The 14,597-nt window shown below is 52.8% G+C and carries 14 protein-coding genes; 13 read left to right on the forward strand and 1 reads right to left on the reverse strand.

What is annotated here, in order from left to right; all coding sequences use genetic code 11:
• Positions 1–197: 197 nt before the first annotated feature.
• The 13 genes from ACKU4E_RS10115 (at position 198) to ACKU4E_RS10175 (ending at position 13,144) form a co-directional block, all read left to right on the forward strand.
• The gene (locus tag ACKU4E_RS10115; RefSeq protein WP_320170952.1) at positions 198–1,415 is read left to right on the forward strand and encodes a bifunctional 3,4-dihydroxy-2-butanone-4-phosphate synthase/GTP cyclohydrolase II; all 1,218 of its coding nucleotides are present in this window, start codon (positions 198–200) and stop codon (positions 1,413–1,415) included.
• A gap of 13 nt (positions 1,416–1,428) precedes the next feature.
• The gene (ribE, locus tag ACKU4E_RS10120; RefSeq protein ID WP_320170953.1) at positions 1,429–1,899 is read left to right on the forward strand and encodes a 6,7-dimethyl-8-ribityllumazine synthase; all 471 of its coding nucleotides are present in this window, start codon (positions 1,429–1,431) and stop codon (positions 1,897–1,899) included.
• A 172-nt stretch (positions 1,900–2,071) separates the two neighbouring features.
• Positions 2,072–2,533, forward strand: a complete 462-nt coding sequence (nusB, locus tag ACKU4E_RS10125) for a transcription antitermination factor NusB (protein WP_320170954.1) — start codon at positions 2,072–2,074, stop codon at positions 2,531–2,533.
• Positions 2,534–2,725: 192 nt separating this feature from the next.
• Positions 2,726–5,221 (forward strand): leucine--tRNA ligase, encoded by a 2,496-nt coding sequence (gene leuS, locus ACKU4E_RS10130; RefSeq protein ID WP_320170955.1) that lies wholly within the window; start codon positions 2,726–2,728, stop codon positions 5,219–5,221.
• A gap of 214 nt (positions 5,222–5,435) precedes the next feature.
• Complete coding sequence (gene lptE, locus ACKU4E_RS10135) at positions 5,436–5,942, forward strand: LPS assembly lipoprotein LptE (RefSeq protein ID WP_320170956.1); 507 nt, start codon at positions 5,436–5,438, stop codon at positions 5,940–5,942.
• 38 nt (positions 5,943–5,980) lie between these two features.
• A complete protein-coding gene (holA, locus tag ACKU4E_RS10140; protein ID WP_320170957.1) occupies positions 5,981–6,970 on the forward strand; it encodes a DNA polymerase III subunit delta in 990 nt (329 codons plus the stop codon).
• A 288-nt stretch (positions 6,971–7,258) separates the two neighbouring features.
• Positions 7,259–7,936: a DNA repair protein RadC gene (gene radC / locus ACKU4E_RS10145; RefSeq protein ID WP_320170958.1), complete on the forward strand. Its 678-nt coding sequence runs from the start codon at positions 7,259–7,261 to the stop codon at positions 7,934–7,936.
• A gap of 30 nt (positions 7,937–7,966) precedes the next feature.
• A complete protein-coding gene (locus ACKU4E_RS10150; protein WP_320170959.1) occupies positions 7,967–8,239 on the forward strand; it encodes an acylphosphatase in 273 nt (90 codons plus the stop codon).
• A 129-nt stretch (positions 8,240–8,368) separates the two neighbouring features.
• Positions 8,369–10,885 (forward strand): endopeptidase La, encoded by a 2,517-nt coding sequence (gene lon / locus ACKU4E_RS10155; RefSeq protein WP_320170960.1) that lies wholly within the window; start codon positions 8,369–8,371, stop codon positions 10,883–10,885.
• Positions 10,886–11,263: 378 nt separating this feature from the next.
• On the forward strand, positions 11,264–11,509 hold the full coding sequence (locus ACKU4E_RS10160; protein WP_320170961.1) for a zinc ribbon domain-containing protein: 246 nt from the start codon (positions 11,264–11,266) through the stop codon (positions 11,507–11,509).
• A 32-nt stretch (positions 11,510–11,541) separates the two neighbouring features.
• Complete coding sequence (gene hemC / locus ACKU4E_RS10165; protein ID WP_320170962.1) at positions 11,542–12,468, forward strand: hydroxymethylbilane synthase; 927 nt, start codon at positions 11,542–11,544, stop codon at positions 12,466–12,468.
• Entirely contained in the window at positions 12,455–12,730 is a 276-nt protein-coding gene (locus tag ACKU4E_RS10170; RefSeq protein WP_320170963.1) for a helix-hairpin-helix domain-containing protein, read from the forward strand. Before hemC ends, ACKU4E_RS10170 begins: the two co-directional genes overlap by 14 nt.
• Positions 12,731–12,919: 189 nt before the next feature.
• Complete coding sequence (locus ACKU4E_RS10175) at positions 12,920–13,144, forward strand: hypothetical protein (protein ID WP_320170964.1); 225 nt, start codon at positions 12,920–12,922, stop codon at positions 13,142–13,144.
• Positions 13,145–13,321: 177 nt separating this feature from the next.
• Here the strand turns inward: ACKU4E_RS10175 and selD are convergent, their stop codons facing one another.
• Complete coding sequence (gene selD, locus ACKU4E_RS10180; protein ID WP_320170965.1) at positions 13,322–14,362, reverse strand: selenide, water dikinase SelD; 1,041 nt, start codon at positions 14,360–14,362, stop codon at positions 13,322–13,324.
• Between the last annotated feature and the right edge of the window lie 235 nt (positions 14,363–14,597).

Below are 14,597 nucleotides of genomic sequence, written 5' to 3' on the forward strand. Positions count from 1 at the left end.
AATCAGTGTTACCCAATGACCATCATTCGGGTCTGTGTTGAATTTTGTTTACAACATGTTTAAATAAAAGAATATATTTACGAGAAAAAAACATATTTCACCCTTTTCGTTTTTTAGGGTAAGAAGACAGTCCTGTCCGTAACGCCGGACAGTGAAATAAAAAAGCTCTCCGCCTGTCGGAGCATGAGGATAACACTATGCCTTTCTGCACTATCGAAGAAGCTATCGAGGATCTCCGCGAAGGCCGCATGGTCATCATGGTAGATGACGAAGACCGCGAGAACGAAGGCGACCTTGTCTGCGCCGCTGAAAAAGTCACCCCGGAAATCATCAACTTCATGGCCACTTACGGCAGGGGACTCATCTGCCTGGCTATGTCAGGTGAGATGGTGGACAACCTTAAGCTGCCGCTCATGGCCCAGAGCAACGGGTCCAAGTTCGGCACCAACTTCACGGTCTCCATTGAAGCCCGTGACGGTGTTACCACCGGGATTTCCGCACAGGACCGCGCAACCACAATCCTCGCCGCAGTCCGCGACGGAGTACAGCCAGAAGAGATTGTCACTCCCGGACACATTTTCCCCCTTCGCGCCAAGGACGGCGGAGTTCTGGTGCGTGCCGGACAGACCGAAGGAAGCGTTGACCTCGCACGGCTGGCAGGTCTCAAGCCTGCCGGAGTAATCTGCGAAATAATGAAGGATGACGGCACAATGGCCCGCCTTCCCGACCTCAAGGAATACGCCAAGAAACACAACCTCAGGATCTGCTCCACTGAAGCACTGATCAAATACCGCATGAAATTCGGCAGCCATACCGTAACCCGTGTGGCCGATGCCGAACTCCCCACCCGCTGGGGCGATTTCAAGGCTTCCGCATTTCATTCCAGCGAAGACAACCGTACCCACATCGCCCTGACCATGGGCGAAATCAAGCCTCATGAGCCGATTCTGGTCCGGGTGCATTCCGAGTGTCTCACCGGTGATGTATTCGGCTCCATGCGCTGCGACTGCGGCGACCAGCTGTCCTCCGCCATGTGCATGATCCGCAACGAAGGCGCCGGAGTACTGCTCTATATGCGTCAGGAAGGACGCGGAATCGGACTCGGCAACAAGATCAAGGCCTACCACCTGCAGGACCTCGGATGCGACACGGTTGAAGCCAACGAGAGACTCGGATTCAAGCCCGACCTGCGCGAATACGGCACCGGAGCACAGATTCTGGTCCAGCTCGGCATCTCCAAGATGAGACTTATGACCAACAATCCCAAAAAGATTGTCGGCCTTGAAGGATACGGCCTTGAAGTCACCGAGCGCGTGCCCATTGAAATGGATGCCTGTGAAATGAACTTCGACTATCTCAAGACCAAAAAAGACAAGATGGGACATATGCTCGACCATCTTGAAGATAAAAAATAAAGGGAGATGCACCATGTATCACATCAAGACTATTGAAGGCCAGCTAGACTGCAAAGACCTGAAGATCGCCCTGATTTCCGCCCGTTTCAACGATTTCATCGTGGACAGGCTCATCGGCGGTGCAATGGACTACCTCCTGCGCCACGGCTGCAGCAAGGAAAACCTGACCCTGGTCAAAGTCCCCGGTGCATTCGAAATTCCCGTGGTAACCAAAAAACTGGCTGCCAAAGGCGAATACGACGGCATTGTGGTACTCGGTGCGGTCATCCGCGGAGCAACTCCCCATTTCGATTTCGTCTGCAACGAGTGTGCAAAGGGCGTTGCCCAGATCAGCCTTGATTCCGGACTGCCCATCGGTTTCGGTCTGCTGACCTGCAACACCATTGAGCAGGCCATTGAACGTGCCGGTTCCAAGGCAGGCAACAAAGGCGTTGAAGCCGCCTCCGCCATGCTGGAAACCGTTCGCGTACTGGAACAGATCTAGCTCTCGTTCCGCCAGAATTGATCATGATCAGCCTCCGGCTCAGTGCCGGGGGCTTTGCTCGTTATCCGGGGCGGGAAAACGTATTTGCCATTGTTGTTTTAATAACCATTTAGATGTATCTTGCGTTTCGAAATTACTTGAGTTCTTTGTAAACGCAAGGGTGTGATTAAGAATGTCCCAGACAAAAGGTTTACGCAGAAAAGGCCGTGTTCTAGCCTTTCAGGTTCTTTACGGCTTGAGTTTTGTCCCTCCGCACGGCGGCTGGACCTGTGAACGGATCTACAACCAGAGTCCGGCAGTACTACGGGAAACGGACGAAGATCTGATTCTGTATGCACGTGAATTACTGCTGGGCATCTGGAATGCCCTTGACGGACTTGACGAGGTTATCGGCAGTTATTCCAAACACTGGAAAATAGAAAGAATCGCAAAAGTCGAACTCGCCATCCTGCGGCTGGCTGTTTTCGAACTGATGCACAAGCCTGATATTCCACTGAAAGTCGGCATAAACGAAGGCATTGAACTGGCCAAGAAGTTCGGCGACGGAAATTCGCGAAACTTCATCAACGGTATTCTGGACGCGGTAGCCCGCGATATTGATACCGGCAAGTTCAAGATTACCAAGAACTTCTAGTTTCAACTGATTTTCAAATGCATCGTGTTTTTTACAAAACGCGATGCATTTCAGCATAGTTAAATATCCGGATATGCGGGGACTTGCTTAAGTCTCTTAAATTCCACAGAACAGCCCGGGTGAACAGGATTCTCCGGAGGCAGCTTCGGACCTTCCGCGCTCGAACATTAAGCAAACGCAAGGATTTTTATAATGGGCTTCGGGAAATACGAACCAGAATTGATTGAAGACAAATGGCAGAAGGAATGGACCAAGCAGGGTGCCTTCAATGTGGAGGCGGACGAGTCCCGGCCCAAATATTATGTGCTGGAAATGTTCCCCTACCCGTCCGGAAAAATCCATATGGGCCACGTGCGCAACTATTCCATCGGTGATGTTGTTGCTCGCTACAAAAGGATGAAAGGCTTCAACGTGCTTCACCCCATGGGCTGGGACGCTTTCGGTCTTCCTGCAGAAAACGCGGCCATAAAAAACAAGACCCATCCGGCCGAATGGACCTACGCCAATATTGACGACATGCGCACCCAGCTCAAGCGTCTCGGCTATTCGTACGACTGGCGCCGCGAGCTGGCTACCTGCCATCCCAGCTACTATGAATGGGAACAGAAATTTTTCCTGAAATTTCTCGAAAAGGGACTCCTTTACAGAAAAAAATCACCGGTCAACTGGTGTGAAACCTGTCATACGGTTCTGGCAAACGAACAGGTGGAAGACGGCCTGTGCTGGCGTTGCGACACTCAGGTGCAGCAGAAAGAACTGTCCCAGTGGTTCCTGCGCATCACCGCCTATGCCGAAGAGCTGCTCGAAAGCCTGAACGAGCTTGAAGGCGACTGGCCCGAAAGGGTTATCACCATGCAGCGCAACTGGATCGGCAAATCCATCGGTGCGGAACTCGACTTTGAAGTTGACGGCTCCGATGAAACCATAAGCGTTTTCACCACCCGTCCGGACACCCTTTTCGGCGCGACCTTCATGTCTCTGGCCGCAGAACATCCCATGGTGGAAAAACTCATCGAGGGATACGCCGAAGCCGAATCTGTTCGCCAGTTTGTGCACAAGGTCACCAACATGGACCGTTTCCAGCGCGCTGCCGATGACCTCGAAAAAGAAGGCATCTTTACCGGTGCTTACTGCACCAACCCCCTTACCGGGGCCAAAATGCCCATTTACGTGGCAAACTTCGTGCTCATGGGCTACGGAACCGGCGCTGTAATGGCCGTTCCCGCACATGACCAGCGCGACTTCGAATTCGCAACCAAGTACGGACTGCCCAAGCAGGTGGTCATCCAGCCCAAAGACGTGACTCTGGATGCGTCCGCAATGACCGAGGCTTATACCGACCCCGGATTTCTGGTCAATTCCGGCGAATTCGACAATATGCCTAACGAAGATGCAAAATCTGCCATTGTCGAATTTCTCGGCAAATCTGGAAAAGGCAAAAAGGCCATCAATTACCGTCTGCGCGACTGGAACATCTCCCGCCAGCGTTTCTGGGGTGCTCCCATCCCGGTGATCTATTGCGACGAGTGCGGAATCGTTCCTGTACCGGAAAAAGACCTTCCGGTAGTTCTGCCCGAAGACGCTGTCATGAACGAGGACGGACGTTCCCCGCTTCCGCAGATGGAATCGTTCATGAACGTGCCCTGTCCAAAGTGCGGCAAGCCCGCCCATCGTGAAACCGACACTATGGATACCTTCGTGGAATCTTCATGGTATTTCATGCGTTTTACCTCGGCACGCAACGAGGACGCCCCCTTTGACAGCAAATCTCTTGAATACTGGAGCCCTGTGGACCAGTACATCGGCGGAATCGAGCATGCCATCCTGCACCTGCTCTACGCACGCTTCTTTACCAAACTGCTGCGCGATGAAGGCTACACCAAAGTAGGCGAGCCGTTCAAGAACCTGCTCACTCAGGGAATGGTGCTCAAGGAAGGCTCCAAGATGTCCAAGTCCAAAGGCAACGTGGTCGATCCCAACGCCATGATCGGAAGATACGGGGCAGATGCCACCAGACTCTTCATTCTTTTCGCCTCCCCGCCTGAAAAGGACCTTGAGTGGTCCGATCAGGGTATTGAAGGGGCATTCCGCTTCCTGAACAGAATATGGAGACTTGCCGAAGAACTCGACGGCAGCCTCGCTCCTGTAGGCGCATGCGCCAAACCGGCAGCCGAACTGCCCGCAGAGGCCAAAAAACTGCGCCTCAAGGAACACGAAACAGTAAAACGCGCCAGCCGCGACATGGAAAACAAGTTCCAGTTCAACACGGTGATCGCCGCCACAATGGAACTGGTCAATGAAATATACTCCCTCAAGGACAAGCTCATCGAATCCGAAGAAGGAAAATTCGCCATGTCCTCGGCTTTCAGTACCGTACTTACCGTTCTTTCGCCCATTGCCCCGCACATCTGCGAGGAACTCTGGTCCGCTCTCGGATACAAGGGCTGCATCGCCGAAGTTCCATGGCCGGAGTTCGATGAATCCGCAATGGTCACGGACGAACTGCTGATCATCATTCAGGTCAACGGTAAAATGCGCGGCAAGCTTTCCGTTCCGGCTGCGGCAGGCAAGGAAGAAATCGAAAAGACAGCACTTTCCCATGAAAATGTTACCAAGCATATCGAAGGAAAAATCGTCAGAAAAGTAATCGTTGTTCCCGGCAAGCTGATCAACATTGTCGCAAACTGATCAACCGGATCAGTTAAGGCTGCACGGGGCGGGATTAAGTGCTCCCCGAACGGCCGGAAGAAATAAATAGTCTCCCGTGTCCAGAGAATAGTACTCCGGACACGGGAGAATAAAATAAAGTCCGGAACGGCACCGCTTTTCGGAACCGGACCCAAGAAGTTCTCCCGGAACAGACAGAACTGATACGGACCCGCAACCAGTGAGGATATCAACAATGGTCATGACTGCTTACATCAAAAGACTGTTATTTTTGCTTTGCCTGCTTTTCTGCATCACTGCCTGCGGCTATCACAACTCTGCCTCCGCGCCGAACAGATTGGGAGAAAAGTTCCACGAAATCGCAGTTGCCAAGGTTGAAAACCCGACACTGGAACGCTGGCTGGAACCCAAAATACGCTCCATGCTGCATGATGAAATCATCAGACGCGGGCAGCTTGTATGGGCAGACCGCTCCAAGGCCGAAGCGCTGATAAGCATCAAAATCATCAGCATCTCATCAGGCAGCCGCATCCTCGGCGACAACGATGCCACCCTCAAATACGACAAGAGCCTCAAGGTCCAGATGAAAGTGACTGATGCCGCCGACGGGACCATGATCTGGAATTCCGGTCCGGTAGAAGTGACCGAGTCCTACTATTCCGGTCAGGAAGACGCCGCCAACGAGCTTGTCACTGAACTTCTGGTCCGCAAACTCGTGGACAGGATGTCCCAGGCATATTAGCTGGGCATCCAGCACACACGGATAAAAACCGGAAAATTATGTCCAGACCCGGATACATGTTTCTGATCTGCCCTGATGCGGAGCTTCTGCACGCCCGCATAAAGGAACTGCAGGAACAATTCCATGCACAGGACTATGAAAAAAAGGTTTACTGGGCTGACGAGGAATTTCCCCGGCAGTTCTGGGGCGACCTGACCCTGCAGACCCTTTTCGGTTCCGACAAGATCATCATCCTGCGAAGAGCCCATTCGCTCAAGGCCGCAGTCTGGGACAGTCTGGACAAGACCATTGCCGCCCTAGCCGGCTCCTCGTTCCTCATCATGTGCCTGGAAGGCAAATGGGAACGCAAGGGACCGCCGGTTCCGGCAGTGCTCAAAAAACGAAAATGCTGGAAATTTGCGGATAAGAAAAAATGGACCTGGCAGTCCGCCGGTCTGGATGAAAAAACCATTTCCGGATTTGTTGGCAAATGGGCAGTCGAGAACGGAATCGCAGTTGATAAGCAAGTGTTGCAGGCTCTTGCCAAAGCCCTTCCAAAGGACGCCCGTGCCGCCAGACTTGAGTTGGACAAACTGGACCTTGCTGCCGGACCGGAACGTAAACTGAGCATGGAACACGTGGACCTTGTCGTGCACAGTGACGAGATGGATTTTTTCCAGTTCATGCGCTCCATGTCCGAAGGAGGAGACCCGGTGGAAATCTGGCGCCGGGTGCTGACCAATCACAGCGAAAAGGATTCCATGATCTTCATGCTGACCGCCTCGCTGACCAGAGAAGCCCGTGCCCTGTGGATGATTCTCCATGGCGAGGAATCCGCCGTAAGGCTCCCCCCGTTTGTTAAAAGGCAGAAACAGGAGCTTGCGCGCAGGCTCGGACCCGCACGGATAGCAAGGATGTTCGACATGGTCCTTGAAGCGGAACTCGGCATCAAGACCGGTCAGCGCCGTCCTGAACAGGCTCTGGAACTCCTTGTGGCCTCCCTTACCTCCCTTTTCGCTCCGGCAGGAAGAGCCAGACGCCGGTCCTGAACTATTCTGCATAGCTTATTGAATGTCTCCGCCGGCCCTGCCCCGGACACTCCGAGCATCCCCTGTTTCAAAACGTACTTTTTATGAAAAAGCAGCCTTTTTACATGAAAACCATGTTTTTTTATCTAAAAAAGCACTGATTCATGTAACTCCATATTGCCTTGCCGAGACATAATGTTTATTTCTTCCAGACACTGTCCGTGAGGACAAGTGGGCGGGATTAAATTTTACGCAGCCGAAAAAGGTTCCGGAACTGTACTACTTGCCAAAGCGGACTTACTATTTATTATGAAGGATAAGCCTCATTTCCACGGTCATCGCCAACGCCTGAAGGAGCGCCTCTGCAAGGACGCGTCGGCAATGGCTGACTATGAAATACTTGAGTTGCTGCTCGGTCAGACGCTTCTGCGTCGGGATACAAAGCCGATTGCCAAGGATCTGCTCGCCAGATTCGGTTCATTGGGCGGAGTTTTCAGGGCACCGCAGTCACAGCTTGAGGAAATGGACGGAATAGGTCCGGGGGTTTTGGCCTTTTTCACGCTGCTGCGTGAATTCTGGACCAGAATGGCCGAGGAACCGGTCCGGGCTGGAGAAACTCTTTCCGACCCGGAAGCAATCAGGAAAGCTGCCATGGCCCGCATCGGGAACCTGAGCAGGGAAGAATTCTGGATTGCACTGGTCAACAACGGCAACAAAGTGATATACTGGAGCAGGATGTCAGAAGGTACAGTGGACAAAACTGCAGTATACCCAAGGGAAGTAGTGGCATTGGCCCTGCGACACAATGCCTCCGGAATTGCCGTGGCCCACAACCATCCGGGAGGAAACCCGGCTCCTTCGCAGGAGGATATGATGATAACAATGGATATCGCCACGCTGTGCCAGGACATGGGTATCCGCCTTCTGGATCACGTTATTGTGACTGTGGACGGTTTCTACAGCTTCAGGGAAAAGGGACGCTTGTAATGAACGCCTCAAAACTTCAAGGAGGTTCCCATGATCAGAAGCTATCATTGTGTTGTTACCGGCAAGGTTCAGGGAGTTTTTTTCAATGCATGGGTGAACGATCAGGCTGCGTCTCTGGGACTGGCAGGCTGGGTCCGCAACCTGGATAACGGCAAGAAGGAGGTGCTGCTGCAGGGCGATGAAACAAAGATCGCCGAAATGCGCACCAGACTCCTTGTAGGTCCGCCTCTTTCGCAGGTCAGCGACCTTAAGTGTGAATGGATCGATTACGATACCGAGCACAAGGAATTTGCAATACGTTAAGACTGTTGAAAGTCTTAATCCGATAAATATCAACATTTCCGGTTCCGGTCCATATTGACCGGGGCCGGATAAAACCGTTTTTTTCATATACCGGAACAGAAAACCACTTTGACCTAAAGGATTTTTCCCTTGAAGAAAAAGAAATCACCACTCAAGGCTCTGAAACTCAGCAGAAAAAACAGGCAGAAGGCTGAAAAACCTGCTGCCAGGAAAAACGAGAGCAGCAGCGGGAACGATCAGGGGCTGAACAAGCCTCCGGTTTCCCCGCTCAATGTGCTGCATGACGCCGCAGACCTGCTGGACGACCATCTTATCACCGAAGACGGACAGGTGGATATACCGAATACTCTGCCTGTTCTGGCAGTGCGTGATATCGTGGTCTTCAACTACATGATTCTGCCGCTGTTTGTGGGACGGGAAAAATCGGTACACGCGGTTGAAGCGGCCATGACCGGCGACCGCTATGTGATGATACTGACCCAGAAAGATGAGTCCGTGGACAATCCCGAACACGAGGACCTCTACCAGACCGGGACTGTCTGCATGGTCATGCGCATGCTCAAAATGCCCGATGGCCGTCTGAAGGTGCTTGTACAGGGCGTTTCCAGAGCGAAGGTCAAGAGATTCATCAGCTCCGATCCGTTTCATATCGCGGAAATAGAAACCATTGACGAACCCCAGATACAGGAACTCGACTCCACGCAGGAAGCACTGGTACGCTCTTCGCGTGAACAGAGCGAAAAAATACTGTCTCTGCGCGGCATTTCATCCACGGACATCATGAGCGTTCTCAACAACGTTGACGATCCGGGCAGGCTTGCGGACCTGATAGCCTCCAACCTGCGCATGAAGGTTGCTGCGGCCCAGTCCATCCTTGAATGCGAAAAGCCGGTGGAAAGGCTGACTCTGGTCAACACCCAGCTCACGCAGGAAGTTGAAGTCGCCTCCATGCAGAACAAGATTCAGTCCATGGCCAAAGAAGGTATGGACAAGGCGCAGAAAGATTTCTACCTGCGGGAACAGCTCAAGGCCATCAAGCGGGAACTCGGCGAATCGGCAGACGAAGCCGAAGAGGCCGAAGAACTTCGTGACGCCATCGCCAAGGCGAAAATGCCCAAGGAAGTGCGCAAGGAAACGGAAAAACAGCTCCGCCGCCTTGAAGCCATGCACCCGGAATCATCCGAAGCAACGGTCATACGCACCTATCTGGACTGGATGATTGAATTGCCGTGGTCGAAGCAGTCCCGCGACAGGCTTGATATTATCGAGGCCAAGAAAATTCTTGATGAGGATCACTACGACCTTGAAAAGGTCAAGGAACGCATTCTCGAATACCTGAGCGTGCGCAAGCTGAATCCCTCCATGAAAGGACCTATCCTCTGTTTCGTAGGCCCTCCGGGTGTAGGTAAAACCTCGCTCGGACGGTCCATAGCCCGCAGCCTCAAGCGGAAATTCCACCGCATGTCGCTCGGCGGCATGCGCGATGAAGCTGAAATACGCGGGCACCGCAGAACCTACATAGGCTCGATGCCCGGACGTATCATTCAGGCCATAAAACAGTGCGGAACCCGCAACCCGGTCATCATGCTTGACGAAATAGACAAGCTCGGGTCGGACTTCCGGGGCGATCCTTCATCCGCCCTGCTTGAAGTGCTGGACCCGGAACAGAACAACTCCTTTACCGATCATTATCTGAACGTTCCCTTCGATCTTTCCAAGGTAATGTTCATCTGCACCGCAAACGTGCTGGATTCCATCCCCAGACCGCTGCTGGACCGTATGGAAGTGATCAGGATTCCGGGCTACACCGAGCATGACAAGATAAATATCGCCAAGAAATACATTCTCGGCCGCCAGTGCACGGAAAACGGGCTGAAAGAAAAGGAAATGATCATGCCGGACGAGGTCGTTTCCAAAATAATCAAGGAATACACTCGCGAGGCCGGGCTGCGCAACCTTGAGCGGGAAGTGGGTTCGGTCTGCCGAAAACTGGCCCGTAAAAAGGCCGAAGGTGAAAAGGGACCGTTCGAGGTCACCGGCGACAACCTTCACAAGTACCTTGGTATTCCCAAATTCCTCGAAGATGAGAAGGAATACGAACTCCCCGCCGGAGTCGCATTGGGACTGGCCTGGACACCTGTGGGAGGATCAGTGCTGCACGTGGAGGTTTCAGCTGTTCCCGGTAAGGGAAAACAGCTGCTCACCGGCCAGTTGGGTGATGTTATGAAGGAATCGGCACAGGCCGCAGTCTCCTTTGCCCGCAAGCATGCCGAGGAGTACGGAATCAGCCCGAACTTCCACGAGGAGCAGGACCTCCATATCCATGTTCCGGACGGGGCCACCCCCAAGGACGGTCCTTCGGCCGGTGTCACCCTTGTTACCGCGCTGGTTTCGGCGCTTACCGGAATTCCTGCGGATCCGGAACTGGCCATGACCGGGGAAATATCCCTGCGGGGCAGGGTTCTGCCGGTTGGCGGAATAAAGGAAAAAATCCTCGCAGCCGTCTCTCTGGGCATGAAGCGCGTACTTATCCCGGCCCGCAATGTCAAAGACCTTGAGGACATTCCGGACGAACTGCGCAACAAGATCGAGATTACCCCGATTGAACGCATTGACGAAATCTGGCCCATTGCCAAGGCAAAATAGCCGACCTGAAATTGCAACAGCAGCGCGGCAGACCGTAACGGTCTACCGCGCTTTCTTTTTTACGTGCCTATTTCCTTAACTCCGCAAAAACGCATTTAGCACATTGAATTTGATGCGCTTCGCGCCTTTGATAACTTGATTTCGCCCCCGGCGGCCAAAGAAGATAATCCCCTTTGGATTCCCTAACAGTTTAAGGCTGAAGCTCTGAAAACCGCTACTTGAATCACAAGATTTGCCGAGCTATGATGATGGGTATTTTTTTACGCCTTGCCATTCAGGCAACCGGACTTATATGTAGGCCAGAGATTGCCCCGCCCGGAGTTTTGGGCTATGCAATCTTTCGCGAACAATAATTTCAAAAGCACGGAGTGGATATAAATGCCTATTTTCGAATACAAATGTGCTGACTGCGGCAAGGAATTCGAGGAACTGGTCTTCAATCGCGACGAGTGTCCCCCCTGCCCCGAATGCAAATCCGCCAACACCGCCAAACTTATGTCTGCATGCAAGATAAAATCCGGCGGAAGCGCTGCCGATTTCGGTGATGCAGGAACTTCCTCATCATCTTCATCAGGCAGTTCATGTGCCGGATGCAGCGGCGGCAACTGCGCTTCCTGCGGTTAATCAGTATAAATATTAAGCCAAACGACGGACCAATGAGAAAAATCACTATTGCTACCCGCGGCAGCAAGCTCGCACTCTGGCAGGCCGAACATATTTCAGATCTTCTCCGTGAAGAATACCCCGGCATAGATGTCCAGTTGCTCAAGATCAAGACCAAAGGGGACAAGATTCTTGATGTTCCTCTGGCCAAAGTCGGAGGCAAGGGGCTTTTCGTAAAGGAAATAGAAGAAGCCCTGCTGGAAAAGAGGGCCGATCTGGCCGTGCACAGCATGAAGGACGTACCCACGGAACTGCCTGAGGGCCTTGAAGTGGGCGTAATTCCTCCCCGCGAAGCGGATACGGACACGCTGCTTTCCGTTAAATACGATTCCCTGAGCGATCTGCCTGCCGGGGCAGTAGTGGGAACAAGCAGCCTGCGCCGTCAGTCTCAGCTGCTAACCCTGCGGCCCGATCTCAAGATCGAATCCCTGCGCGGCAACCTCGACACCCGCGTGCGCAAACTTCTTGACGGTGAATTCGACGCCATTGTGGTCGCCACTGCCGGACTCAACAGACTCGGTCTGTCCGCACCCAAGAGTGAAGTTCTTGCTCCGCCGTCCTTCCTGCCTGCAGTTGCTCAGGGAGCGCTTGGGATAGAGTATCGCATTGAGGACACCGAAATACAGGACATCCTGCAGTTCATCCACGATGAAAACACAGCCCGGCAGGTACATGCCGAACGCGGATTTCTCACCGGCCTTGACGGCGGCTGCCAGGTTCCCATTGCTGCATGGTCCCGGCTTGAAGGTAAAAGCATCACTCTGACCGGTTTTGTCGCTGATGTGGACGGCTCAAGCCCCATACGTCTGGAAAAGACCGGCCCGGCTGACGAGGCCTGGGACATAGGCCAAAGTCTTGCTGAGGATGTGCTGAAAGCCGGAGCCAGAGAAATCCTCGACCGGGTTTATGAAAAAATCTGAGCAAATCCTGAAATCGTTCCGGACTCTGCCCGGCGTGGGTAAATCCATTGCCGGAGACCTGTGGGACCTTGGCTACCGGTCCCTTGATGATATGCGCGATCAGGACCCGGAAGAAATGTACGCCCGGCTTGAAGAACTGGCCGGACAGCATGTGGATCGCTGCATGCTGTATGTCTTCAGATGCGTGGTCTACTGTGTAAACACCGAAGACCGCGACCCGGAACTGGAAAAGTGGTGGAGCTGGAAGGACAGACAGGATTGATAACTGTCTTATAAAATTTGCAAAAAAAGGTCTGGATCATTTGAAATGATTCAGACCTTTTTTTTGCCCGCAGACTCATTCTTTTTATTAAGAACCATAAAGTTCGCTGAAAAACTTCCGATATGAAAGTTAAACGGGAATCTACAACAAGCAAACATTAATTTTATCTTCCAGGGAAGGAGGTATAAAATGACAAACGGCAACGAACTGTCCAAGGTTTCACAGGCCCCGCCTATAAGGGATGATGAAAACTTCGCCAACACCATGAAGACTCTTCAGCGCAAGAGACTGCACCGCAAGGCGTATGGAGACCCTTCCATGCACCGGGAGCTTGTCAGGATTGAATCTTCACCGATTTACAACGCCAATGCGGAGCTCATTCAGGCTGTAACCACAAGCCACGGTTCCGCATAAATACGTAAATTTGTTTTGCCATCACGTTTTGCTTTCCATCCGTGAGCCAAAGGGGAAACTTGAACAAGGTTTTCCCTTTGGTGCTCCTGAAGAAATTTCCCCGAGCAGTACCCGGTCATACAGCATTCCTTCTTCAAAGCTCATTTCCTGAAATACAGGCAGAACAATTAATCCCTGTCAGCGAATACGCAACCGCGCCTCCGCTTCGGCGTAAGGCAGCACCTGTCCTACGTGTGCGGCAAGGTCGCCCTGCTCAAGCAGCATATCCACGGCCTGATCAAGCTGCTCTTCGGAAACGGCGAGGATCAACCCGCCTGAAGTCTGCGCGTCAAAAACAAGGTCGGTCATTATCGGATCGGCGCTCCCGGCAGCATGGACCTGTTTGCTGCAGTACTGCCGGTTGGCAAAGCTTCCCGCAGGAATCATACCCATTGAAGCAAGATCAATTACATCGTCCATAAACGGGACGCTGTCCAGCCACAACTCCACGGCAACCCCCGAAGCCTCGGCCATTTCAAGCACATGCCCGCCAAGTCCGAATCCGGTTATGTCCGTAGCACCCTTGATTCCGAGTTCACGGATTACCTTCCCGCCGCCTTTGTTCAGCCGGGAGGCCCATTTGTATACATCACGTTCAAATTTCTCTGCTCCGTCCCAATCCGCCTTGAGGGCTGTTGCCAGAACACCGGTTCCCAGCGGCTTGGTCAAAAGCAGATGATCTCCCGCGCGAAGGCCCTTGTTGGACGCAAAACCGTCAGGGTCGACCATGCCGGTAACGGAAAGACCGTACTTGATTTCATCGTCCTCAACGCTGTGACCTCCGGCCAGCACGGCACCGGCCTCGCGGGTCTTGTCCATTCCGCCCTTTAAAATTTCGCGCAGTATTTCCGGTCCCATGGTTTTCATGGGATAACAGACGATATTCATCACGGTCCACGGTTCCCCTCCCATGGCGTAAACGTCCGAAAGGGAGTTGGCAGCGGCAATCTGGCCGAACCAGTACGGATTGTTGACCACCGGAGTGAAGAAATCCACAGTCTGAACCAGTGCCTTGCCGGCCGGGAACGAAACAATGGCGGAATCCTCATTGCCGCCGATACCGGTAAGAAGGCGCTCGTCTTCAACTGCCAGACCGTGCAGTACCTGCTCCAGGTCCCCCGGAGCGATCTTGGCAGCTCAACCGGCAGCTTTCACAGTCTTGACCAATTCACTTGGCATGGCTGACTCCTTGGGGGTATGGGCAGGCAATCCGGTCTCGCCCACTACGGACGAGTCTTGGAACGGCCTGATAATTTTTAAACTTAATTTGATGTGCTGCGCGCTTTTAATAGACTGATTTCGCCGCTGGCAGCCAAAGGGGATAATCCCCTTTGGAATCCTTTATAATTTAAAGTTACTGCATTGAAAGTAGTCACTAAAATACAAAGTCTTGCGTAGCTAAGGCAATAGCCAT

The sequence above is a fragment of the Maridesulfovibrio sp. genome (assembly GCF_963677005.1).
Classification (GTDB): domain Bacteria; phylum Desulfobacterota; class Desulfovibrionia; order Desulfovibrionales; family Desulfovibrionaceae; genus Maridesulfovibrio.